Origin of the sequence: Acinetobacter sp. S40, assembly GCF_016624705.1 — a bacterium.
Classification (GTDB): Bacteria; Pseudomonadota; Gammaproteobacteria; order Pseudomonadales; family Moraxellaceae; genus Acinetobacter.
On record NZ_JACVTU010000009.1, the window covers coordinates 78459 to 100626 of the forward strand.

Genomic DNA, 22168 nt, shown 5'->3' on the forward strand with positions numbered 1-22168 from the left:
GTCGGTAGACGCGTGTATCTACTGCTGTAATAGGAACGGTTATGAATCCAGATCGCCATCAACAATTTTTAATCCGCAAAGAACGTATTTTAAGTGTTGCCGAAAAACTATTGCTGGAAAACAATCAGGAAATCACGCTAGATGAGCTAGTGGCTGAATTGGATATTGCCAAAGGCACATTGTATAAACATTTTAAAAGTAAGAATGAACTGTTACTGGAACTGGTCATCGAAAATGAAAAAAAACTATTAGATATTTCCAATAAACACCACACTGATTTTAAGGAATATGCACCAATTTATATGCTGCATCATCTTTTAGCGCCAGCACGTACCATTTTATTGCATCAGCTAGAAGAAAATCTGACGATGAGTGAATCCAAACTCAATCATTTATTTGAAGAATTATACGAAATCCGTCAAGCGCGTATTTTAGCAATCAAAGATATTACCGAAGCCTATTTGCAATCTGTGCATTATGATATGTCCATTCGGGATTATTTATCTTATATCTGGTCACTCACTTATGGTGCCGCTTTGTTATTAAATTCAAGCTATTATCAAAGATCTATTGGTTCCCGTCAGAAATTGATCAATCTTTATGTCAATCAGGCACTCTCCCTACCCACACAATCAATCAATCTAGATGCGTTTGAACTCGAAATTAAGCTGGATGATTTGAACAAGTAAAATAAAAAGCCCCTTTATTTAAAATAACAAAGGGGCTTTTTTAAAACCAACATTATTTTGTTTTACGTTCTTTTTCAATTAGATAATTAATCACTTGAGTTACTTTACCGTCTTCACCCTGAACCACATATTTACCATTGACTACAACCGCTGGAACGCCAGTTAGCTGATATTGCTGCGCCAATTTATTGGATTCTGCAATTTTTGCGGTAATTGGAAATGAGTTAAACATGCTATTAAACTTCTGCTCGGGAACACCATAACCTGCATAAAATTTAGCTAAAGATGCCTGATCAAAAATTTGTTGTCCTTGATCATGAATTGCATGAAACAATGGCAAATGGGTCTTTTTACGGACATTCAGAGCTTCAGAGACATAATACGCACGCGCACCCTGTTCCCACACCTTGTTCATCGCTGCTGGCGTACGCAGGAAATTTACATCTTTAGGAATCTGTTTTAACCATGTTTGCATATATGGTTCAAGCTTAAAACAGTGCGGACAACCGTACCAAAAAAACTCACGTACTTCGATTTTACCGGGTACAGCCACTTTTCCCGGGTTAGCCACCACGGTGTAATCCTTCCCTGCCACAAAATCAGCAGCCATTGTTGTACCAGAAATTACCATCATTGCGGCACAAAGACCACCTAATACAAACTTTTTCATTACCTGTTTTTTCCTCTAAATCATTATGTTGAGTTTATGCTCTAAATATAAAGCAAATATGCTAAATTCGTTTTCCTTGTGTGAAGATTTTTACCATATCTTTAAGCAAGCTGGTCGCTTTTTTCCGATTTCTGGTTACACTAACACTAGTAAACCAAACTTAACGATTGATGAAAACACTTATAAAAGAGGTGACACCATGTCGCAACTGAATGTTGATCCACAAGAAATCGCAAAATTTGAAGCACTCGCAGCCAAATGGTGGGATCAGCATTCGGAATTTCGTCCTTTACACCAGATCAATCCATTACGTTTGAACTGGATCGATGAACACGCAGGTGGCATCGCTGGTAAAAAAGTTCTGGATGTGGGCTGTGGTGGCGGTATTCTAGCTGAAAGTATGGCGCGTCGCGGTGCAAACGTTCTAGGTATCGATATGGGCGAAGCACCGCTCAATGTTGCACGTTTGCATGCAGAGCAGGACCATGTAAAAAATATCGAATATCGTCAAATTCCAGTTGAAGAACTTGCTCAAGAACAAGCAGGACAGTATGACGTTGTGACGTGCATGGAAATGATGGAGCATGTTCCTGATCCAGCGTCTATCGTCAAAGCGTGTCAGACTTTAGTGAAACCAGGCGGCCATGTGTTTTTTTCAACCATTAACCGTAATCCGAAATCCTATCTGTTCGCCATTATTGGAGCTGAATACATTTTACGCTTATTACCTAAAGGGACGCATGATTATCACAAATTTATCCGCCCTTCAGAAATGGCGCAGGATATTCGTGAAGCAGGTTTGACCTTAAAAGAAATGATTGGCTTGCACTATAATCCGCTCACTAAACACTATTGGCTGGCACCGAATGTTGAGGTCAATTATATGGTGCATACGATTAAGGCAACTCAAGCATGAAAGCTGTTCTATTCGACCTTGATGGTACTTTAATCGATACCGCGGCCGATTTTATTCGCATTATTCAAGCCATGTGTCGTGAAAAACAATGTGACATCGTTGATGCAGATTTAATTCGTACACAAGTTTCGGAAGGCGCACGCGCCATGGTGAAACTGGTCTACCCGGAGTTAGAGCTAGATGATCCTGTATTTTTACAACATCGCCAACGCTTTCTAGACAATTATGGTCAGCAGATCGTGGTGGATACAGATTTGTTTTCGGGAATGTATCCTCTACTCGAAGAACTTGAAACGCATGACATTCCGTGGGGTATTGTCACCAATAAACCTCGTGGTTTAAGTGAATTGTTACTGGCTGAATTGAATTTGACCGAACGTTGCAGCGTTTTGGTTTGCCCTGAAGATGTCACGAAGACCAAGCCAGATCCTGAACCCCTGTATCTTGCCGCCAAACAATTGAATTTGCCAAGTGAGCAAATTATTTATGTTGGCGATCATCCACGTGATATTGATGCGGGTCGAGCCGCAGGTATGTATACCATTCTGGCGGCCTATGGTTATTTGCCATTAGAGTATCAAGATGATTTGGAGGCATGGCAAGCCGACGCTATCGTGAACGATGTTACTGAATTACAATCCATTTTACGCCAATTACTACAGTTAAATTCCACGAAACCCGTTAGGATGTGAGCATTATCATTATAATTTGAATCAAATTTTAGGGAGGTTCACCATGAAATACTCAGAATATCAGCCTCGTACCGATTTATTAAAAGACCGTATTATTTTAATTACAGGTGCTGGCGATGGTATTGGTCGCGCTGCTGCCATGAGCTACGCGCTACATGGCGCAACAGTGGTTTTACATGGCCGAACCCTGAATAAACTTGAAGTTATTTATGATGAAATCGAAAGTTTAGGTGCACCACAACCAGCTATTTTACCGCTACAGCTTTCCAGCGCATCAGTACGTGATTATGAGCTATTAGTTAATACACTTGAATCACAATTTGGTCGTTTGGATGGTATTTTGCATAATGCGGGTATTTTAGGTGAACGTGTACCTTTAGCGGATTATTCGCCGCAAGTGTGGGACGATGTAATGGCGGTAAATCTGCGTGCGCCATTTATGCTGACTCAGGCTTTATTGCCTCTTTTACAAAAGTCAGAGCATGCTTCAGTGGTATTTACCAGTTCTGGAGTCGGACGTGAAGCGCGCGCACTTTGGGGGGCGTATTCTGTTTCAAAAGTCGCCATTGAAGCTGTCAGCAAGATTTTTGCCGCTGAGCATATGCATCCCAATATTCGTTTTAATTGTATTAATCCAGGTGCAACCCGTACTGCCATGCGTGCCAAAGCTTATCCCGATGAAGATCCATTAAGTTTGCCTACAACAGAGTCAATTATGCCGGCTTATTTATATCTAATGGGCGATGACAGTTTGCATCTTGATGGTCAAAGTATTGATGCACAGGATTGAAGCTAATTTTATATAAGATTACCAGCATCTTTCGAGATGCTTTTTTTACGCACCAATAATCGTATTTTTAAATCAAAATAAGAAAATTATTCGTTTTTACAAATTAAAAGATCTCCTTTAATCTGAATCTATGTTTTAACACAGCGTTATAAGGAGCAAACTTAATGCGTGATTCTGTTCATAAGAAGCAACTCATTCTCTCCATTCGTCATTTACAACTTTCCGAAACATTGGTTACTTCGCTAAATGATGCTGAACAGGCAAAAGACATTATTTTAATGTTAGATTCTTTGCAAATTTTTTCTGAACATTGGCAATAAATCTTTTTTATCTATCCGTTCTATATAAATTTAAATCTTTCAGACTTATGCCGTTGACCACTGGACAAAACAATTTAAAGCAGTGCAAAATGCCTAGGCAAGAAGAGCAGAGTTATCTTCATATTTTTAATTGAATTATTGCGCAATCTTCACAGTTTCTCTGCATTTTTTTTGTACATTAAAACAATGAGAAAGAAGTACGTCCCCGAGGATGCATTATGAAAAAGATTTTGACAGCCCTGGCATTATCTTTGACCGCACTAATGAGTACGGTTGCAGTTGCAGGACCGTATTTTGATCGCGATAATGGCGGTGATTTTCCTCAAGCGCGTAAAGAACGCAGTTATGATCGTGACCGTGATAACGATGATGAACAAGTACGCTCAGAACAACGTCGTATACGAGAAGAACGTGGTGTACAACGTTTAAAACAGCACCGCTGGCAAACGGGTTATGTTATGCCTCAACATTACCGTGGCAATGGTTATAAAGTTGAATATCGGGATCACAATCTTCCAAAACCTGATCGAAATCAACAATGGTACAAAATCAACAATGACTATATTTTAGTCAATTCCAGTACCAATGATATTATTCGGATCGTAGGTTTTTAACCCATTTAATTTTATTAAAAATTTTACACTTTATAGCCCAGATTCCAAATCTGGGCTTTTTTTAAGCTGTCTTCACATGCCCTTCTCAATCTGTGTCGATCTTTCACAATTTGCTAAGTACTCTTCACGTTTTCTCTCATATTTAATATTAAGTTAAAACCATCAACGATCAGTGAAAAGAATATGAGGTACAGATGAAGATGAATAAATGGATTAGCGCACTTGTTTTTAGTATGAGTGGATTATTGGCAACAAGTGCCATGGCAGCTCCGCAAGATCCTCATTCAAAACATTATGTCCATCAAAATCAGGCGGAACTCCATCAACCCACCCATGCAAAAGATAAAAAACTAGATCCGAGCCGCGACTGGCGCATTGGTCAAACTATGCCGCGTCAATATCAGTTGTCACGTTACCAAGTCGACTATCGCGCGCATAAACATATAGCCCAACCCAAACGTGGCCAACAATGGTATCAAGTTAATGGACAGTATGTTCTCGTTTCACAACATGACCATAAAATTTTGAAAATTGCCCGATAATCTTTATTTCTTGACTATATCTCACACCTTTATCTTTTAGATCAAGGTGTTTTTTTATCTCAGGCATTCCCCTTTGGCTAATTTTGTTTAAAATCAGTCTATGTTTCTCTTTTTTTGAGTCGATTATGCCATTACACGAGACTGAGTCTACTTCCAGCACCACGCAAGATTATGTGCGTTGGTTCCGTCACTCAGCACCGTATATTAATGCACATCGAAATAAGACCTTTGTTTTAATGTTTGGTGGAGAAGCAGTTCAACACCCTAATTTTCAACATATTATTCACGATATTGCGTTACTACATTCGCTTGGTATTCGACTGATTTTAGTACACGGCGCACGCCCACAAATTAATAAAAACCTCCAAGAAAAACAGATTCAAACGCCAATTCATCTTCATCGCCGCGTCACTACACGAGAATCCTTAAGTTGTATTATGAATGCTGTAGGCTCTATTCGACTGGAAATTGAGGCGTTATTATCAATGGGACTGGCCAACTCACCTATGTTTGGTGCGCGTATTGATGCCGTTTCTGGAAACTTTGTTACAGCTAAACCTTATGGAATTCGCGATGGAGTTGATTTTCAACTGACAGGTGAAGTCCGAAGTATCGATACAGATGCAATTCAGCGCCATTTAGATAATCATAATATTGTGGTATTAGGGCCTACAGGTTATTCAACCACCGGAGAAGTATTTAACCTTTTGGCAGAAGAAGTAGCCACCAAAACCGCGATTGCCATTCAAGCCGACAAGCTGATTTTTCTTGGCAATAAACAAGGATTACTTGATGATAACCACAAAATTTTACGTGAACTTACTCCCCACCAATTAGATAATTATATTGAGCAATTTCAAAAAAATGATGATGAAATGGCCTTGCATTTACAAGGTGCGCAGCGAGCTTCTCTTTCAGGTGTACATCGCGTGCATGTAATCTCCTATGCCTATGATGGTGCATTGATTGAAGAGTTATTTACTCGCGACGGCATTGGCACCATGATTACTGACGCGCATTATGAGGAAGTACGCACGGCGACAATTCAAGATGTCGGCGGGCTAATTAATCTGTTACGTCCACTCGAACAAGAAGGTATTTTGGTTTATCGATCTCGTGAGCGACTGGAAAGTGAAATTGGACAATTTGCTGTAATTGAACGTGATGGCATGATTCTCGCCTGTGCCGCGCTATATCCAATTCCCACAGCAAAAAATGAAATCCGTTCTGCTGAAATCGCATGTGTAGCGGTTGACCCTGCATATCGTCAATCCAATCGTGGTAGTCAAATCTTGCATTTTTTAGAAGAGAAAGCACGACAACAAGGTATTCTACAATTGTTTGTGCTAACCACCCGTACTGCACACTGGTTCTTGGAACAAGGTTTTCAGACAGCCACTATCGATGATCTTCCAAATGCACGACAGGAACTCTATAACTATCAACGTAATTCATTGGTGTTTAAAAAAATGCTGATGTAAATTGTTGATCTGCTGTTTTAAATAAGCCAGTTTGATTGACGTGCATCGACTGGCTTTAGCACCAATGACTATATCTTTATTCTCACTAAGCTTAGTACAAAAACATCTTTTTATTTCTTTTGATGATATTCAATTGCTTCATAAGCTTATCTTTTTAAAACATAAAACATTAGAATCAATATCTTATTTAAAAAAAATCGAAGATTATCCTTTATTTTAAAATCTACATTTTAGATAAACTTAGCATTTTTTTATTTATCCATTTTTCTCATAACTAATGTTAAAAAACTTATTTTTTATGCAATAGAAATGGTTTTAAGGTGTGCCCTCAACTTACATTTTTTAATACAGGGCATCACACATCATGGCGAGCATCCGTTCTTCTTCGTGGTTCAAATTTTCAGTGATTACGGCGAGTGTCGCAGGAATCATGATGCTCAGTGGCTGTGCTAAGAAAGAAAATTCAGATCTCACTACCTTAAATATTGGCTTTCAAAAATATGGCTTACTGCCTATTGTAAAAGAGCGTGGTGCATTAGATAAAGCTTTAAAAGAGCAAGGCATCACAATCAAATGGGTTGAATTCCCTGCTGGTCCACAGCTTTTGGAAGGCTTAAACGTGGGTAGTGTGGTGTTTGGTGAAGCGGGTGAAGCTCCGCCTATTTTTGCACAGGCAGCGAACTCTAATCTAGTGTATGTTGCGAACCAGCCTGCTGCACCAAATGCTGAAGCTCTGATTGTTCCCAAAAGCTCTACGATTCAATCTATTCAGGACTTGAAAGGTAAACGCGTTGCCTTAAATAAAGGCTCAAATGTGCATTATTTATTATTAAAATTATTGGAAAAAAATCATTTAACCTTGAACGATATTCAAGTGGTGTATTTACCTCCTGCCGATGCCCGAGCGGCCTTTGAAAAAGGTGCAGTCGATGCATGGGTGATCTGGGATCCATTCTTTGCGGCGGCTGAACAACAGATTGGTGCACGAGTACTGGCTACAGGACAAAATCTGGTTAGCAACCATCAGTTCTATCTGGCAGATCGTAAATTTGCCCAAGCCCATCCTGACGTCCTGAACACTCTGGTCAAAGAGCTTAATCAAAGTACGGAATGGGTCAAAACTCATCAGGATGCCGCCGCCAAATTACTGGAAAAACCGACCGCGCTAGATTTCAATATTTTAAAAACATCTATTTCTCGCATGGGCTTTGGCGTTACCCCATTGTCGACTCAAGTAGTCAATGAACAACAACAAGTGGCGGATGCTTTTTATCAGCAAAAATTGATTCCGCAGCCCTTAAAAATTCAAGATGCCATTTTAACTGGCGAAATTAAATAAATGCGAACAATTAGGATAACAACTCATGATTAGCTTAAAACAATTGAGTGTCATCGGAACCATAAGTCTGGGTTTAAGCTTAAGTGGCTGTCAGAAAACAGAACCTCATACACAAGCACAAAAAGATTCATCGACTACAAGTAACGCACCTGTCAAAACCTTGTCGATAGGTTTTCAAAAGTCTTCGCTGAATTTTTTAATTGCTAAAGAGCAAAAAATATTTGAACAGGAATTTCCAAATGCCAAAATCGAATGGCGCGAATTTCCTGCTGGACCACAAATGCTCGAAGCTTTAGCCGTTGGTGCAGTGGACTTTGGTATGGTAGGTAATACTCCGCCCATATTTGCACAAGCAGCCGATAAAGATCTGAGTTATGTAGGTTATGAAGTAGTTCCTGCAAATTCACAGGCACTTCTCATTCCAGTAAATAGTGCCATCAAATCCATCCAAGATCTTAAAGGTAAGCGCATTGCGGTACAAAAAGGTTCAAGTGCACATGAACTGCTGGCCAAAGTGCTGCAAAAAGCAGGTTTAAGCTGGCAGGACATTCAACCTGTCTGGCTACCTCCAGCCGATGCACGTGCCGCGTTTGACAAAGGTGCGGTTGATGCTTGGGCAATCTGGGAACCCTACTTAAGTACTACCGAGCTCAAAGGCCATGCCAAATCACTTATTGATGGGACTGCATTTCCAACGACCTACTCGTTCTACATTGGTAATCCTAAATTTATCCAACAACACCCAGATGCCACTCAAAAGGTTCTGAATGGTTTAAATAAAGCAGATCAATGGTTTGTGAAACATCAGGACGAAGGCTTAAGTATTTATGCGCAAAGTACGGGACTCGATACTCAAGTAGCTAAAGCGGTACTGGACAAACGGCACAAACCATCTCCCATTCAACCCTTAACTCCAGAAGTTACCAAGGCTCAGCAGAGTATTGCCGATCTGTTTCAGCAAGTTCAGCTCATTCCAAAAGGTATTCAGGTGAATCAAACCATCTGGACACCAAAAGCTTCTTAGTTCTTAGGCCTTTTAAACACACACGCAATTTTATCAAAACGCATTTAAAGGAATGTTGATATGAATATTTTCTGGTTTATTCCCACTCACGGTGACAGTCGCTATTTAGGAACCAGCAAAGGTGCACGTCAAGTGGATCATGCGTATATGAAACAGATTGCGGTAGCGGTTGATAATTTAGGTTATAGCGGCGTTTTGATTCCAACTGGTCGTTCTTGTGAAGATCCGTGGATTACCGCTGCCAGTCTGATTGATGCTACAAAACATTTAAAATTTTTAGTGGCTCTACGTCCAGGTATTACCACACCTGCGCTGGCAGCACGTATGGCCGCAACCTTTGATCGTTTATCTGGCGGTCGTGTGTTACTTAATCTAGTGACAGGTGGTGATGAGCAGGAACTTAAGGGCGATGGCTTATATGAAGACCATTCAACACGTTATCAAACTGCAAGTGAATATGTAAAAATCTGGCGTGAAATCCTGACGCGTTCACATACAGGCGAGTCATTTACCTTCCATGGTGAGCGTTTGAGCGTCGATGAAGCCAAGCTTCTCTATCCACCCATTCAAAAACCTTATCCACCATTGTGGTTTGGTGGTTCATCAGATGCGGCTTCAGAACTGGCAGCTGAGCAAGTGGATACCTATTTAACTTGGGGCGAACCTCCTGCTGCAGTCAAAGAAAAAGTTGAAGGTATGAAGGCAAAATCTGCCGCCAAAGGCCGTACCCTAAATTATGGCATTCGCTTACATGTCATTGTCCGTGAAACGAATGAGCAGGCGTGGGCAGCAGCGAATGAACTGATTCAATATCTCGATGATGACACTATTGCCGCAGCACAGAAGAAATTTGCGCAGATGGACTCAGTCGGTCAACAACGCATGGCCGCCCTCCATGGTGGTCAACGTGACAAACTTGAAGTCTCACCCAACTTATGGGCAGGTATTGGTTTAGTACGTGGCGGTGCAGGTACCGCATTGGTAGGTGATCCGGAAACAGTGGCAGCTCGTATTCAGGAATACGCAGATTTGGGGATCGATACCTTTATTTTTTCAGGCTATCCACATCTTGAAGAATCTATTCGCTTTGCTGAGCTAGTTTTCCCACTCTTACCACTCAAAACTCGTGAGAAGCTGGCCCAACCTAACCTTACAGGCCCTTTCGGTGAAATTATTGCCAACAATTATGCTCCAGATCAGAGCAAGAAAGAGAAAGTGGTCAAGGAGTCCGTATGAGTGTAAATACCGCCTCTTCTATTGTTTCACGTGGAACAGCTGCGATTTTTAAACGCAGCCTTCCTTGGTTGTTTCCAATCGCACTGGTTATCATTTGGCAGCTTGCATCAACCACAGGCTTACTGCAAAGTCGAGTCTTGCCAGCCCCCACTGCGGTTGTAAGCGCCTTCTGGCATTTATTAGTCAGTGGAGAACTCTGGCATCATGTTAAGGTCAGTGCAGGTCGAGCATTGCTCGGCCTCTTGGTCGGTGGAGGATTAGGGCTATTTTTAGGTCTACTCAATGGTTCATCAAAAACTGCATCAACCTTACTCGACACGACCCTACAAATGATTCGTAATATTCCTGCTCTCGCGCTGATTCCATTAGTAATCCTCTGGTTTGGAATCGATGAAACAGCAAAACTGTTTCTTGTAGCAGTCGGGGTATTTTTTCCTATTTATATCAATACGTATCACGGTATTCGCTCGGTCGATCCACAGTTGATTGAAATGGGTAAAAGCTATGGTTTAAACCGCTGGCAACTCTATAAAGAAATCATTCTACCAGGCGCAATGCCTTCAATTTTGGTCGGTTTACGCTTTGCTCTTGGTCTGGTTTGGGTACTACTTATTGTGGCTGAAACTATTTCGGCACAATCAGGCATCGGCTATATGACCATGAATGCCAGAGAATTCTTACAAACCGATGTGGTGTTAGTCGGTATTTTACTTTACGCCTTATTGGGCAAACTTGCCGATGTTCTGGCTCAGGGCCTTGAGCGCTATTTATTGCGCTGGCATGCAGGCTATCAACAATAAATTCGAGGGCTTTGATCATGACCAATTTAAATTTACCTTTATATCAAGATGAACTGACTAACGTGCATATAGAACAGCCCGTTCAAGTTGGAGATGTGCCAATTGGTGCCGAAATTATTATTGAACAACTGCATAAGTTTTATGGACAGGTTAAAGTTTTAGAAGATCTTGATCTACATATTCAGCCCGGAGAGTTTGTTGCTATCGTCGGTCGCAGTGGTTGTGGTAAAAGTACTCTATTACGCCTGATTGCTGATCTCGAACAGCCAAGTTATGGGGAGATTAAATTTAAATCAGCACGACATTTCCGTGAAGGAATTACCAGTGATGATATTCGGGTCATGTTTCAGGATCCACGCCTATTGCCTTGGAAAAGTATTTTACAAAATGCACAATTAGGATTAGCCAAAGATAAACGTGATATTGCTGAACAGTTATTGGAAAAAGTAGGCTTAAAAGATAAAGCAGGACAATGGCCGTCACAACTGTCAGGTGGTCAACGACAACGTACTGCTTTGGCGCGCGCACTTTCACATTCACCACGTATATTATTGTTGGATGAACCGTTGGGTGCACTCGATGCTCTGACTCGTCTGGAAATGCAAAACCTGATTGAACGTTTGTGGAAAGAGCAAGGTTTTACCGCTATTTTGGTGACGCATGATGTCAGTGAAGCAGTGCAATTAGCTGATAAAATTATTTTGCTGGATAAAGGTCACATTGCGCATAGTTTTGAAGTCGATCTTCCACGACCACGCAAGAAGGGCGCTGAATTTGCAGAGCTGGAACAGCGTGTATTAGAAGCCGTCTTAGCCACTTAAATAAAGCCGCAATCTGCGGCTTTTATTCATTTTTAATTGAGCAGCACTTGGTTGTATTGCTCCAACACCTGAATTGCAGCTGAAAAATCGATGTGCTCGGCTGTTTGCCGATCTATTTGATTATACAGCTGTTGTACACAATGCAATAAACTTCCCTGCTGTCCCGTCTCCGCGATCAGATCAAGTGCTATTCCAATATCTTTTTGCAATAAATTAAGTGCAAACGTTTTATTAAAACAACGACTCATGATTTTTTGCGGCATCACCGTTTCAGACATACTACTTTTACCACTGGAATGATTAATACAAGCCAAAGCAGCATCTAAACTGACCCCACGAACTTTGAGAACCGATAATCCTTCACTTAAAGCCCAAAGATTAGCTGCCATCAAAATATTATTCACCGCTTTAACCGCGAAGCCAGACCCACTCTCTCCAACATGCTCAATTACACCTGCAAATGCCTGAATCACAGGTCTGGCCCGCTCAAAGGCGGGTTGGTGACCGCCAACCATTACAGTTAATGTCGCATTTTCAGCACCAATGGTTTGTCCTGAAACTGGCGCATCTAAAAATTCCACACCTTGTCGTTTCAAAGATTGACTTAATTGTTGTGCAGAAAAGGGAATACCACTGGTACAGTCAATCCAGATACTGCCAGATTTTGGTGGATGTGCAGAGAGTATTGCTTCTACTTCTGAACTTGTTGGGAGGCACGAAAAAATAAAGTCGGCTTGCACAAGTAAGTCTAAATCAACTGAGATTGTTCCAAATTGTGCTGCATGTGCCTCAGCTTTACTTTTCGTTCGATTCCACACCATTACTGTGGCATCCAGCTGAGTCAAATGCCCTGCCATATGCCATCCCATTGCCCCTAATCCTATAAATCCAATTCTCATCACCAACCCTACTCCTTAAGACTGCGGACTGAGCGGTTGGATATTTTTATCATTGTGCTCTGTAGAATCAGTCTGATTTAGCGTCGTTTTATCACGATTCAACAATAAATTTAGGACAATTGCAGCTAGAGTAGCTGTGCCAATCCCTCCCAAATCAAATGAACCAATATGTAAACTAAAATTCCCTGCACCCATAATTAGGCTTACTGCGGCAATAATCAGGGTGCTGTTCTGACTAAAATCTACTTTATGATCGATCCAGATTTTAGCTCCTGCAACTGTAATCAAACCAAATACAACAATCGATGCACCCCCCAAAAGAGCTACAGGAATCGTATGAATGACTGCACCAAATTTCGGTGAAAGACCAAGCAAAATTGCAAATAAGCCAGCAACGACAAATACTGTAGTGGAATAAACCTTGGTCACTGCCATCACGCCAATGTTTTCGGCATAAGTGGTCATTCCTGTTCCTCCAATAGAGGCAGACATAGTCGTACATACGCCATCAGCAAAAAAACCACGTCCCATATACGGCGATAAATTTCGCCCAGTCATTGCTGACACAGCTTTAAAATGACCCAGGTTTTCTGCAACTAAAATCAATGCAACTGGCGCAATCAACAAAATGGCCTTAGTTTCAAAGACGGGCGTATGAAAAGTCGGCAAACCCAACCATGCGGCCTGTGCAATAGGTGTGAAATCAATCGGTTTTCCCCAGCCAAATACATTGGCAAATAGAAAATAAGCCAAATAGGCAACACACAAACCAACCAGTAACAACAAACGACGAACCATACCACGGGTAAATACAGCCACAGCACTAATACATAAAATGGTTAAAACGGCCATCCATGTATCAAAGCTATTGCCAGAAACCCCTTTAATCGTGACTGGTGCGAGATTTAAGCCAATAATCATCACGATGGCTCCTGTGACGATTGGAGGCATCAACTTTTCAATCCACGCTGTTCCCGTACGCATGACGATCACGCCAATAGCAGCATATATCAAACCACAGACGACAGTCCCTCCCAACGCCAAAGCCAGATTCGGGTTAGCACCGACACCGTTATAGCCTGTTGCCGCAGCAACAGCCGCAATAAAAGCAAAACTTGAACCCAGATAGCTCGGTAAGCGTCCTCCGGTAATCAAAAAAAATAAAATGGTGCCAAACCCTGTAATAAAAATCGTCAAATTCGGATCAAAACCCATCAATAACGGCGCCAGCACTGTTGCCCCAAACATGGCAAAGGCATGTTGCAGCCCTAAAACCACACTTTTTCCAGTGGGAAGATATTCATCAATCTGGACAGGATTTTGATCCAGATTTCCTTGATAAGGTTTAAATTTGACAAACCACGGTTCTTGACTCGACATCGCTATTTCTCCTCATTTCAACATGAGATTTAAGCTACATAATGGGGTTCACAATAATTACGGTTAAAATACATGAGTGGGTTTTGCCCCTGCCCGTATTGAATCGCTTTAACTTGACAGAAAAAAACGTCATGGCTCCCTACAGACAGGCTTTGCACCACTTCACAATCAAAAGACACCAGTGCATCTTCCAGAACAGGCGCTTGTGTAGCCAGTGTTTGCCATGTTCCATAAGTAAACCGTTCGTCCATGGGGGTTTTACCTCCAAAAATATTGGAGAGAGTTGCCTGATGCGCAGCCAATGTGTTGACACAGAGCACCTGATTCTTCTGAAAGGTTTCAAATACCGAAGCAGCGCGATTTAAACACACCAATAAAGTCGGTGGACTATCTGTCACGCTACACACCGCAGATGCGGTAAAACCTGATTTTCCTGCCATACCATCCGTAGTAATTACATTTACCGCAGCTCCCAAATTCGACATACCCTGCCGAAAGATGTGTTGATCAACCTGCATACTGGTAAAGCGATTGGACGGAGTGATTTGCTCAAGTAAGCTTTTCAGCTGATTTGGAGTTTGTATTAATGCAGTCATTGCTTATCTCCACCTCAAGACCTTCAAAGTGATGAGGTATAATTTATGATGTTTAACAGCCTTAATTTGGTTTTCAGTTTGGCTTAGACATGCGCTACTGAGGCGATTTCAACCAATGCCTCAGGTTTGACCAACCCCACTTGAATGCAATAACGTGCTGGACGCTGTTCAGGAAAATACTCCGCATAAACCTCATTTATCGCGGCGTAATCGGCCCAGTCTCGTAAAAAAATATGGTTAAAAGTGACATCTTTTAAACTGCCTCCTGCGTTGGCCAAAATCCCTTTAATGGTTTCCAACACGTGACGTGTCTGTGCAGCAGCATCACCCACATGCACCACATTGTTATTTTCATCAAAAGCCAAAATTCCAGAGACGTACACGATATTATCGGCTTTGGTAGCAGGCACATAAGGTGCTAAAGGGGGTGGAGTACCTGCGGGTAAAATAATTTGCTTTGGCATGTCGTACTCCTATGCAGATTTGGCCATAATTTGGGATGGAGGAAAGCTCTCAACAAAACTTTGCGTATCGGACACCCAGCCAAAAAAGGTTTTAATGTTGTACATGCTAGCAGTATGCATTTCGGGCGGGCCTGCCTGATAACACGCATCATCCAGTGCTACACCGAAATATTCGAGGAAGAAGCCATCTCGCAAAGTCGACTCCACACAAACATTTGTCGCAATACCAACGAATACCAGATTGCGAATCCCACGAGCGCGTAACATGCTATCGAGTGCAGTATTAAAGAAACCGCTATAGCGTGGCTTTTCAATGACAATGTCTTGACTTGTTGGCTGTAATTCATCAATTAGCTCAAAATCCCAGCCACCTTTCGCCAGTAATTTACCTTGCAGTTCGGGTTGATTGCGCATGGTTTTTAGGGCATTGGATTTATGAAAATTAGGGGATCCTGCGCCACCCGCCTCAATATACTGATTGTCCCAGCCATTTTTAAAGTAAATCACCTGGATGCCTGCTGCATGTGCTGCTGATACGGCTTTTTGAATATTTTCTACAACAGGCTTAGTTTTAGAGACATCAAAACCTGCCAAATCCAGATAACCACCTAATGAGGTATAAGCATTTTGCATATCAATCACGATCAATGCGGTTTGTTCTGGTGCAAGTTGAATCGCTTCCGGTTCTGCTTTTAAGATACGTCCTGTACCTGCACGTTCGGTAAAATCTGCAATCACCATACTCATGCGCTTTTCTCCAGTGGGGTAAGCATTTGATATTCAGCAACAGTGCTTTGTCGTGATTGCATCAGAGGCTGAATACGCTCACCAAAATCTTCCACACCTTGTAAGAAATCATCAAAGGTCAATAAAATGCCTTCCGTACCCTGAATCTCGGCAATTTCATCCAACATTGCGGCAACTTTTGCATAGGAACCTACTAAAGTCCCCATGTTGATATTGACTGGAGAAACGCTGGATGCCATTTGGCGAATATTGGTATCTGTACCCGATTTGGTATCTTTACCGCCCTGATTCATCAGCCAGTTAATCGCTTCCATATCGGCACCGTCGTTATAGCTTTGCCATTTCGCCATGGCTTCAGCATCAGTTTCGGCCGCAATCACCATAAACAAAACATAGGTCTGCACATCACGCCCAGTTTGTTCAGTAAAGTGTTTTAAACGATCATTAATATCGGCATAGGCAGTTGGAGTATTTAGCCCTTTCCCAAATACAAAATTATAGTCAGCATGTTGCGCTGAAAACTCGAGCCCTGTATCAGATTGCCCTGCACAGATAATCTTCATGTCAGCCTGTGGTTTCGGACTAACACGACAGTCTTCCATCTGGAAATGTTCACCTTTAAAGTCCGATTGCCCTGTCGCCCAAAGTTCTCTCAAAATTTGAACGTATTCAGACAAGTATTCATAACGCTTAGCGAAATATTCATCCCCTGGCCACATGCCCATCTGACTATATTCAGGGGCTTGCCAACCTGTTACTACATTTAGACCAAAACGCCCATTTGAAATCGAATCAATGGTCGAAGCCATTCGCGCCACAATAGCGGGTGGCATTACCAGTGTTGCAGCAGTGGCATAAATTTTAATCTTGCTTGTGACCGCAGCTAATCCCGCCATCAGCGTAAAAGTTTCGAGATTATGATCCCAAAATTCAGTTTTCCCACCAAAACCACGTAACTTGATCATGGAAAGTGCAAAATCGAAACCATAATGTTCAGCGCGTTGTACGATTTGTTTATTAAGTTCAAAGGTCGGCATATATTGAGGCGCATTTTCTGAAAGCAGCCAGCCATTGTTTCCGATTGGACAAAAAACACCTATTTTCATCTGGTCGATCCTCTTGGGAAGATGTAATTCATGGACTACATGAGCACTACCTAAAACTCATTATTTAATTTTCAAGAATGGCCATTTCTTATTACTTTCCAATGCATACATTATGCCAACTTTATTTTATTAATATTTAATAAATACTTACATAAAACATATGGTTAATTTGTTTTTACCATTTAGTAAAATTATGGCGCACAACAATGCACTATTTAGGTGAAAACAGGATCAATAACGTGCAAAAGAAATTGAAATACAACAGCCAAATCATTTGACTAAAATTTATATAATTTGTTTGCTTTTTGATCAAAAAGATGCTGGAATTTCAAACAACTTCCGTAAGATGAAGCACTTATTTTTTCTTCTCAGACAGAAAAATAACCTTATGCTGTGCACAAATCATGCGGTTTACCTTACAATTCATCAGAACCGTCTAGACTAGTTATGCCAATGGAACAAAAAAAGAGTACACAAAAACGAAATCAGTTGCTCAGTGCTGCGCTGGATGTCTTTTCAACTTACGGTTTTAGTGGGGCGAGCCTAGATGAAATTGCTCAACTGGCAAATATGCATAAATCCAATATTTTCTATTATTATGAAAATAAAGAGGCGCTTTATGTCGAGGTTCTTACTACAGTTCTACAAAAATGGCTTGCACCATTGCAAACATTAGAAGCTGAACTTGAACCTACTGAAGCATTGGCACATTATCTCATTCAAAAAATAGAAGTGTCGCGTACTCAACCCAAAGCCTCTAAACTGTTTGCCCTAGAAATTATTCAAGGTGCGCCACATATTTTGGAAATTTTGAAAGGACCTCTAAAAAAACTATTTAAGCGCAAAGCCAAAGTTATTCAAACTTGGCAGGAACAAGGCAAAATTTCTGCTGATATTGACCCTGAACTCTTAATTTTAAATATCTGGGCAATTACTCAAAACTATGCAGATTTTAGTATCCAGATGGAAATGGTCACAGGAAAGACCCTTCGCAATCGAAGTATGCAACAACGCGCCATTGAACATACGGTGCATATGATTCTTTATGGCGTTTTACCTCGCCTTTAACTTTGTTTAGAGATTTGATTCGTCGTTTATATGGCTTACGACCATAGTTGCCTATGGTCGCCAAAATTCAATCCATTTAGCGTTTACATGCTGTTTAATTCATCGGCTCTGGTGTAAAAATTTTAAAATCTGATGATTGATTAAGGGTGTTTGAGTCACAGTTGAAGCATGCCCTCCCTCAGCCATCAAATATAAGTGCGCTTGGGGTACTAATTTCCAAAACTTTAAACTCTGATGATAGGGCACCAACATATCATCCTGATTCGCAATCAACAGCACAGGCCGTTGAGCAAGTTTGGCCAAATGCTCAGGTGTAATTTGAAAATGCATTAATGCAGCTATACGTCGAATAACATTTTGAATCGGTGGAAAGTCCTGTTGCTGTTTTTGTTCTTGTTGTTCAATATCGAGGTAGTATTGAGAAATCCAGCTTGGCGGATATAAAAATAATGCTTGTGCAGCCACATAGGCAGCAATACCTGCGTGTTCCAGTAAAGCCAGTCGGGTTTGGAAACATTTTAAAGTATGGGGATCTAAATCTGCCCAGCCATTAATGACAGTTAAACTTTGCATATCGAGTTCAGATGCATCAAGCAACTGCGTCAATTCTATTCCAATAAATCCACCAATCGCATGACCAATAAAATGAAACCGATGAATATTAAGTTGAAGTAGTAGATTTTTAATTTGCTCAGCCAAATCACCAAAGGAATAAGACTCTGGCAATAAGCGACTATCTGCATGACAGCCTTCATGATCATAAATCAAAACATGGTAAGTTTGCTGAAATGCAGCAATCTGTGGCTGCCAAAACTGACCGTGCCCTCCCAAACCCGAAGAAAAAACCACATATTCCTGACTTTCATTTAACGCTGGATAAAGCTGATAGTTCATTTTAAACCGTTTGGTAAAATTAATATTTCTATCAACCAGCAAGATTTATGCCTTTCTTTGCAGCCAGTAACTAATTTTTCAAAAAATGCTGTTGATATAAAGCCAATAATTTTTGTGCGCCTAATAACAAATTAGCCTCCCAGTCCAAATGCGCCGTATCATTGGCTCCATCGGTAATATATTTTACTGAAATGCAGCGAACACCTAATTTTTTACAAACTTTGGCAATCGCATAAGCTTCCATATCCACCATCTCACAGGCAAGTTTTGGCGCTCCCGTTTCAAAGGAATCCCCTGTACCACAAACACCTTGGGGCAATTCTGAGAAAAATGGTTCAAGGACAATGGCAGCGGGAAACTCTTGATCTAAAGGTGTTGTGCCAATTGCAAAGCCTAACGGGGAAACATCCATATCACGTTGTACCACTTGACTCACTTCAACTAATGTATGTGCATCAAAAACTGAACTGCCTGCACTACCCAAATTCAAAAGCACATCACAGCCCGTTTTTTGAATCACATCAAATGCAGTAAATGCAGCATTCACTTTACCAATACCGCTGTAGTGGACAGTAATACCCGCCTGCTCAAATAAACTTTTGGATTCATCAGGAATCGCCATGATCAGCGCAATATTCATGTTTTATTATCTCAGTTTCATCACACCGCATTTAAACTGATCGATTGTGCTTATACAACTTTTCTAGATCAAGAATGAGAATTTTCTTGTCGCTGTTTCCACATTTGCAAACAAGGAGAATAAAATAATTGTCCTGTGTATGCTCCACGAATCGTTTTTAGGCTAACCAATAACCACAAGCCCAATAACACCACCATCAGACTATGGACAATAAGAGTCAAACTCATCCAGTGCAGTTGTGCCGCCAATTGTTGTAATGCCAAAATTAAAACACCGAAGGGAAAGGTCATCCCCCACCAACCTAAATTGAACGGAATACCTAGTTTGAAACGATATAGCGTCGCAAAAATAGCCAGTCCCAACCACCAAACTCCCACTCCCATAAACACCAGACTAATGAGCAGACCGCTATGTTGTAAAAAATGCCCCAGCATTTGTAAACTATGCTGCTGTAAAACATGTGGTGCAGCCTGTCCAAGTAATAACATCGCAAGCGCCCCCGTTCCAATCGGGCCAATAGACAACCAGCTTGAAATGGCAAGTTCTTTTTCAGGAATTTGATGTAAAGCCAATCGCAAAATCAGAATTGCTAAAACTAAAAAAGCAGGTAATACAGACATTCCCCAGAGTATATAACTGAACCATAAAATACTGACTGCATGGGGTACATGTGGCGCGACATTCAGGATTAAGCCACCAGAACTTGCAGCAACTTCTGCCGCAACAATGGGGAGTAGCCACATCGCAGTCATATTGGGCAACGCATGTTGCTGCCGACTAAACATACAAAACGGCACAATCCAGCCGACCAGAACTGCCAGTAACACATCCAGATACCAGAGTTTGAGTGCGATCATGGCCGCAATTTCACCCCATTCATTTATTCCATAGATCAACAGACCATTTAGAACTGTTGCCAGTGCCATTGGAATGGTTCCTAAAAATAAACTCATAGTGGGGTGACTGAAAATCTGTTTTGCTTCGTTCGTATAAAAAAGCCAGCGAGCAAGATACAACACACTAAAAAGACTAAATAATAGTGTATTCAATCCCCATAATATAAAGCCAAGACGATAAAATAAATCAGAGGCGACAGGAAAATGCGCCATGATTAATGCCACTACTCCAGTACCCATTACTACTGCAAACCAGTTCGGTGTGAATTCACGGATAATATTTTGCTTGAATCGTAATTGATAAAATGGAGTGTTCATTCAACGTATCTCAACATTTGTTACTGCAATCATAATCAAATACAAAAATAAGAAAAATTGATTTATTTTTAATTTATATATCAATATTTTTTATAAGAGGAAAAAAGTTGCGGCTTTTTGCCTGCATAAAAACGCAACAATAGCACCAAGCCCCCAGTTTATGGCAATATAGAGGACTTTCAAAATTTAGCTTCATTGAAATCCATGAAACTGCTCCGCCTGAATGCCTTATCGCCAAACTTTAAGTTGCCTGCCACTGCAGTGACGATTGGCAACTTTGATGGTGTCCATCTAGGGCATCAGGTCATGATTAAGCAATTAAAAAACATCGCTGCGGCCCATCATTTAAAAACACTGGTCATGATTTTTGAACCTCAGCCTCTTGAATACTTTAAAGGCTTTGATGCGCCCCCTCGGATCAGCTCACTTCGGGAAAAAGTCGAATATTTAACCGAGTTGGGTGTGGACTATATTGCAATTGCCAAATTTGATGAACAATTTCGCGGTTTGAGTGCCCAAGAGTTTGCTGACTTATTGCACTTTAAGCTCAATACACAGCAGCTCATTTTGGGTGATGATTTTCACTTTGGGAAAAATCGTCAAGGTAATAGCGAGTTTTTACGTGACTATGGCTTTAAAGTTACCAATTTAGACACCATTGAATATCATGGGGAACGCGTAAGTTCTACGCGTATTCGTCAGGTTCTGGCCGAAGGTAACTTAGCACTGGCAGCACAACTTTTAGGGCGCCCTTACAGTATTACAGGTCGAGTACAATATGGTGATCAAATTGGCCGCACTTTAAATTTTCCAACCATTAATGTGCGTTTAAATCGCCATAAACCGTGTTTAAGCGGTATTTATGGGGTAGATGTAGTCTGTGAAACAACCTCTCTACGGGATAAAGTCCAAAGCGACGATCACACACAGTCAGGGATCGCAGGCTATCATCCAGATAGTTTATTTGGCGCAGGCCATGTCGGAACTCGTCCTGCCATTCAACAGACACATCCAGAATGGCGATTGGAAGTACATTTTCCCCAAGTTTCTGCTAATCTGTATGGCTTGTTAATGCGGGTGACGTTTCTTAACTTTTTGCATGGTGAACGAAACTATCCGTCGCTGGAAGCGCTGAAAGCTGGAATTGACCAAGATGTGGAAGACCTGCTCGACTTTCGTGAGCAACAACCACAATTCCCTTTTTAATTTCGAATTTTTTTGATGAT

The 22168-nt window shown here is 41.2% G+C and carries 25 protein-coding genes; 15 read left to right on the top strand and 10 right to left on the bottom strand.

All coding sequences use genetic code 11. The features are described 5' to 3' along the window. The first annotated feature begins 41 nt into the window (after positions 1–41). Positions 42–689 (top strand): TetR/AcrR family transcriptional regulator, encoded by a 648-nt coding sequence (locus IAE19_RS11815; protein ID WP_200461134.1) that lies wholly within the window; start codon positions 42–44, stop codon positions 687–689. Positions 690–741: 52 nt separating this feature from the next. Here the strand turns inward: IAE19_RS11815 and IAE19_RS11820 are convergent, their stop codons facing one another. After that, a complete protein-coding gene (locus IAE19_RS11820) occupies positions 742–1359 on the bottom strand; it encodes a thiol:disulfide interchange protein DsbA/DsbL (protein ID WP_200461135.1) in 618 nt (205 codons plus the stop codon). A gap of 199 nt (positions 1360–1558) precedes the next feature. Between IAE19_RS11820 and ubiG the strand changes: the two genes are divergently transcribed. From ubiG to IAE19_RS11880, 12 genes are all read left to right on the top strand, one after another. Then, the gene (gene ubiG, locus IAE19_RS11825; protein ID WP_200461136.1) at positions 1559–2275 is read left to right on the top strand and encodes a bifunctional 2-polyprenyl-6-hydroxyphenol methylase/3-demethylubiquinol 3-O-methyltransferase UbiG; all 717 of its coding nucleotides are present in this window, start codon (positions 1559–1561) and stop codon (positions 2273–2275) included. Then, positions 2272–2967 (top strand): HAD family hydrolase, encoded by a 696-nt coding sequence (locus IAE19_RS11830; RefSeq protein WP_200461137.1) that lies wholly within the window; start codon positions 2272–2274, stop codon positions 2965–2967. The genes ubiG and IAE19_RS11830 overlap by 4 nt, the downstream gene beginning before the upstream one ends. A 43-nt stretch (positions 2968–3010) precedes the next feature. Then, entirely contained in the window at positions 3011–3757 is a 747-nt protein-coding gene (locus tag IAE19_RS11835) for a YciK family oxidoreductase (RefSeq protein WP_200461138.1), read from the top strand. Between the two features lie 164 nt (positions 3758–3921). Beyond that, complete coding sequence (locus IAE19_RS11840; protein ID WP_200461139.1) at positions 3922–4077, top strand: hypothetical protein; 156 nt, start codon at positions 3922–3924, stop codon at positions 4075–4077. 218 nt (positions 4078–4295) lie between these two features. Beyond that, positions 4296–4691 (top strand): RcnB family protein, encoded by a 396-nt coding sequence (locus IAE19_RS11845; RefSeq protein ID WP_200461140.1) that lies wholly within the window; start codon positions 4296–4298, stop codon positions 4689–4691. 200 nt (positions 4692–4891) lie between these two features. Next, a complete protein-coding gene (locus tag IAE19_RS11850) occupies positions 4892–5233 on the top strand; it encodes an RcnB family protein (protein WP_200461141.1) in 342 nt (113 codons plus the stop codon). 125 nt (positions 5234–5358) lie between these two features. Next, positions 5359–6714, top strand: a complete 1356-nt coding sequence (gene argA / locus IAE19_RS11855; protein ID WP_200461142.1) for an amino-acid N-acetyltransferase — start codon at positions 5359–5361, stop codon at positions 6712–6714. A 364-nt stretch (positions 6715–7078) separates the two neighbouring features. After that, positions 7079–8053, top strand: a complete 975-nt coding sequence (locus tag IAE19_RS11860; protein WP_200461143.1) for a sulfonate ABC transporter substrate-binding protein — start codon at positions 7079–7081, stop codon at positions 8051–8053. A gap of 25 nt (positions 8054–8078) precedes the next feature. Further along, on the top strand, positions 8079–9077 hold the full coding sequence (locus IAE19_RS11865; protein ID WP_200461144.1) for an aliphatic sulfonate ABC transporter substrate-binding protein: 999 nt from the start codon (positions 8079–8081) through the stop codon (positions 9075–9077). Between the two features lie 60 nt (positions 9078–9137). After that, positions 9138–10313: an FMNH2-dependent alkanesulfonate monooxygenase gene (gene ssuD, locus IAE19_RS11870; RefSeq protein WP_200461145.1), complete on the top strand. Its 1176-nt coding sequence runs from the start codon at positions 9138–9140 to the stop codon at positions 10311–10313. After that, positions 10310–11113 carry an aliphatic sulfonate ABC transporter permease SsuC gene (ssuC, locus tag IAE19_RS11875; protein ID WP_200461146.1) on the top strand — a complete coding sequence of 268 codons (804 nt, stop codon included), beginning with the start codon at positions 10310–10312 and terminating at the stop codon, positions 11111–11113. Before ssuD ends, ssuC begins: the two co-directional genes overlap by 4 nt. Positions 11114–11130: 17 nt before the next feature. After that, a complete protein-coding gene (locus IAE19_RS11880; RefSeq protein ID WP_200461147.1) occupies positions 11131–11934 on the top strand; it encodes an ATP-binding cassette domain-containing protein in 804 nt (267 codons plus the stop codon). A 32-nt stretch (positions 11935–11966) separates the two neighbouring features. Here the strand turns inward: IAE19_RS11880 and IAE19_RS11885 are convergent, their stop codons facing one another. The 6 genes from IAE19_RS11885 to rutA form a co-directional block, all read right to left on the bottom strand. Next, positions 11967–12833, bottom strand: coding sequence for an NAD(P)-dependent oxidoreductase (locus tag IAE19_RS11885; RefSeq protein WP_200461148.1), 867 nt, complete (start codon positions 12831–12833; stop codon positions 11967–11969). Between the two features lie 15 nt (positions 12834–12848). Next, positions 12849–14213 (bottom strand): pyrimidine utilization transport protein G, encoded by a 1365-nt coding sequence (gene rutG / locus IAE19_RS11890; protein WP_200461149.1) that lies wholly within the window; start codon positions 14211–14213, stop codon positions 12849–12851. Between the two features lie 29 nt (positions 14214–14242). After that, a complete protein-coding gene (rutF, locus tag IAE19_RS11895; protein WP_200461150.1) occupies positions 14243–14809 on the bottom strand; it encodes an NADH-dependent FMN reductase RutF in 567 nt (188 codons plus the stop codon). Between the two features lie 83 nt (positions 14810–14892). After that, positions 14893–15273, bottom strand: a complete 381-nt coding sequence (rutC, locus tag IAE19_RS11900) for a pyrimidine utilization protein C (RefSeq protein ID WP_200461151.1) — start codon at positions 15271–15273, stop codon at positions 14893–14895. A gap of 9 nt (positions 15274–15282) precedes the next feature. Then, positions 15283–16020: a pyrimidine utilization protein B gene (gene rutB / locus IAE19_RS11905; RefSeq protein ID WP_200461152.1), complete on the bottom strand. Its 738-nt coding sequence runs from the start codon at positions 16018–16020 to the stop codon at positions 15283–15285. Continuing rightward, positions 16017–17126 carry a pyrimidine utilization protein A gene (gene rutA, locus IAE19_RS11910; RefSeq protein WP_200461153.1) on the bottom strand — a complete coding sequence of 370 codons (1110 nt, stop codon included), beginning with the start codon at positions 17124–17126 and terminating at the stop codon, positions 16017–16019. Before rutA ends, rutB begins: the two co-directional genes overlap by 4 nt. Positions 17127–17579: 453 nt before the next feature. Here rutA and IAE19_RS11915 point away from each other — a divergent pair, with 453 nt between their 5' ends. Next, positions 17580–18194: a TetR/AcrR family transcriptional regulator gene (locus tag IAE19_RS11915; protein ID WP_200461167.1), complete on the top strand. Its 615-nt coding sequence runs from the start codon at positions 17580–17582 to the stop codon at positions 18192–18194. 99 nt (positions 18195–18293) lie between these two features. On the opposite strand, the gene rutD is transcribed toward IAE19_RS11915, so the two are convergent. The 3 genes from rutD to IAE19_RS11930 all read right to left on the bottom strand — a co-directional run bounded on the left by rutD (position 18294) and on the right by IAE19_RS11930 (position 20942). Further along, entirely contained in the window at positions 18294–19088 is a 795-nt protein-coding gene (rutD, locus tag IAE19_RS11920; protein WP_200461154.1) for a pyrimidine utilization protein D, read from the bottom strand. 70 nt (positions 19089–19158) lie between these two features. After that, positions 19159–19728 carry a 5'-nucleosidase gene (locus IAE19_RS11925; protein ID WP_200461155.1) on the bottom strand — a complete coding sequence of 190 codons (570 nt, stop codon included), beginning with the start codon at positions 19726–19728 and terminating at the stop codon, positions 19159–19161. 68 nt (positions 19729–19796) lie between these two features. Continuing rightward, complete coding sequence (locus tag IAE19_RS11930; protein WP_200461156.1) at positions 19797–20942, bottom strand: TDT family transporter; 1146 nt, start codon at positions 20940–20942, stop codon at positions 19797–19799. Between the two features lie 204 nt (positions 20943–21146). Between IAE19_RS11930 and ribF the strand changes: the two genes are divergently transcribed. Next, complete coding sequence (gene ribF / locus IAE19_RS11935; RefSeq protein ID WP_200461157.1) at positions 21147–22148, top strand: riboflavin biosynthesis protein RibF; 1002 nt, start codon at positions 21147–21149, stop codon at positions 22146–22148. Positions 22149–22168 lie beyond the last annotated feature (20 nt).

Coding starts and splice junctions, on each gene's coding strand:
- IAE19_RS11915 (WP_200461167.1), top strand. CDS start 17,580: ATGGAACAAAAAAAGAGTACACAAAAACGAAATCAGTTGCTCAGTGCT.
- rutC (WP_200461151.1), bottom strand. CDS start 15,273: ATGCCAAAGCAAATTATTTTACCCGCAGGTACTCCACCCCCTTTAGCA.
- IAE19_RS11930 (WP_200461156.1), bottom strand. CDS start 20,942: ATGAACACTCCATTTTATCAATTACGATTCAAGCAAAATATTATCCGT.
- argA (WP_200461142.1), top strand. CDS start 5,359: ATGCCATTACACGAGACTGAGTCTACTTCCAGCACCACGCAAGATTAT.
- IAE19_RS11830 (WP_200461137.1), top strand. CDS start 2,272: ATGAAAGCTGTTCTATTCGACCTTGATGGTACTTTAATCGATACCGCG.
- IAE19_RS11885 (WP_200461148.1), bottom strand. CDS start 12,833: ATGAGAATTGGATTTATAGGATTAGGGGCAATGGGATGGCATATGGCA.
- rutB (WP_200461152.1), bottom strand. CDS start 16,020: ATGAGTATGGTGATTGCAGATTTTACCGAACGTGCAGGTACAGGACGT.
- IAE19_RS11925 (WP_200461155.1), bottom strand. CDS start 19,728: ATGAATATTGCGCTGATCATGGCGATTCCTGATGAATCCAAAAGTTTA.
- IAE19_RS11865 (WP_200461144.1), top strand. CDS start 8,079: ATGATTAGCTTAAAACAATTGAGTGTCATCGGAACCATAAGTCTGGGT.
- ubiG (WP_200461136.1), top strand. CDS start 1,559: ATGTCGCAACTGAATGTTGATCCACAAGAAATCGCAAAATTTGAAGCA.
- IAE19_RS11860 (WP_200461143.1), top strand. CDS start 7,079: ATGGCGAGCATCCGTTCTTCTTCGTGGTTCAAATTTTCAGTGATTACG.
- IAE19_RS11850 (WP_200461141.1), top strand. CDS start 4,892: ATGAATAAATGGATTAGCGCACTTGTTTTTAGTATGAGTGGATTATTG.
- ribF (WP_200461157.1), top strand. CDS start 21,147: ATGAAACTGCTCCGCCTGAATGCCTTATCGCCAAACTTTAAGTTGCCT.
- rutG (WP_200461149.1), bottom strand. CDS start 14,213: ATGTCGAGTCAAGAACCGTGGTTTGTCAAATTTAAACCTTATCAAGGA.
- IAE19_RS11820 (WP_200461135.1), bottom strand. CDS start 1,359: ATGAAAAAGTTTGTATTAGGTGGTCTTTGTGCCGCAATGATGGTAATT.
- IAE19_RS11840 (WP_200461139.1), top strand. CDS start 3,922: ATGCGTGATTCTGTTCATAAGAAGCAACTCATTCTCTCCATTCGTCAT.
- IAE19_RS11815 (WP_200461134.1), top strand. CDS start 42: ATGAATCCAGATCGCCATCAACAATTTTTAATCCGCAAAGAACGTATT.
- IAE19_RS11835 (WP_200461138.1), top strand. CDS start 3,011: ATGAAATACTCAGAATATCAGCCTCGTACCGATTTATTAAAAGACCGT.
- IAE19_RS11880 (WP_200461147.1), top strand. CDS start 11,131: ATGACCAATTTAAATTTACCTTTATATCAAGATGAACTGACTAACGTG.
- ssuD (WP_200461145.1), top strand. CDS start 9,138: ATGAATATTTTCTGGTTTATTCCCACTCACGGTGACAGTCGCTATTTA.
- ssuC (WP_200461146.1), top strand. CDS start 10,310: ATGAGTGTAAATACCGCCTCTTCTATTGTTTCACGTGGAACAGCTGCG.
- IAE19_RS11845 (WP_200461140.1), top strand. CDS start 4,296: ATGAAAAAGATTTTGACAGCCCTGGCATTATCTTTGACCGCACTAATG.
- rutA (WP_200461153.1), bottom strand. CDS start 17,126: ATGAAAATAGGTGTTTTTTGTCCAATCGGAAACAATGGCTGGCTGCTT.
- rutD (WP_200461154.1), bottom strand. CDS start 19,088: ATGAACTATCAGCTTTATCCAGCGTTAAATGAAAGTCAGGAATATGTG.
- rutF (WP_200461150.1), bottom strand. CDS start 14,809: ATGACTGCATTAATACAAACTCCAAATCAGCTGAAAAGCTTACTTGAG.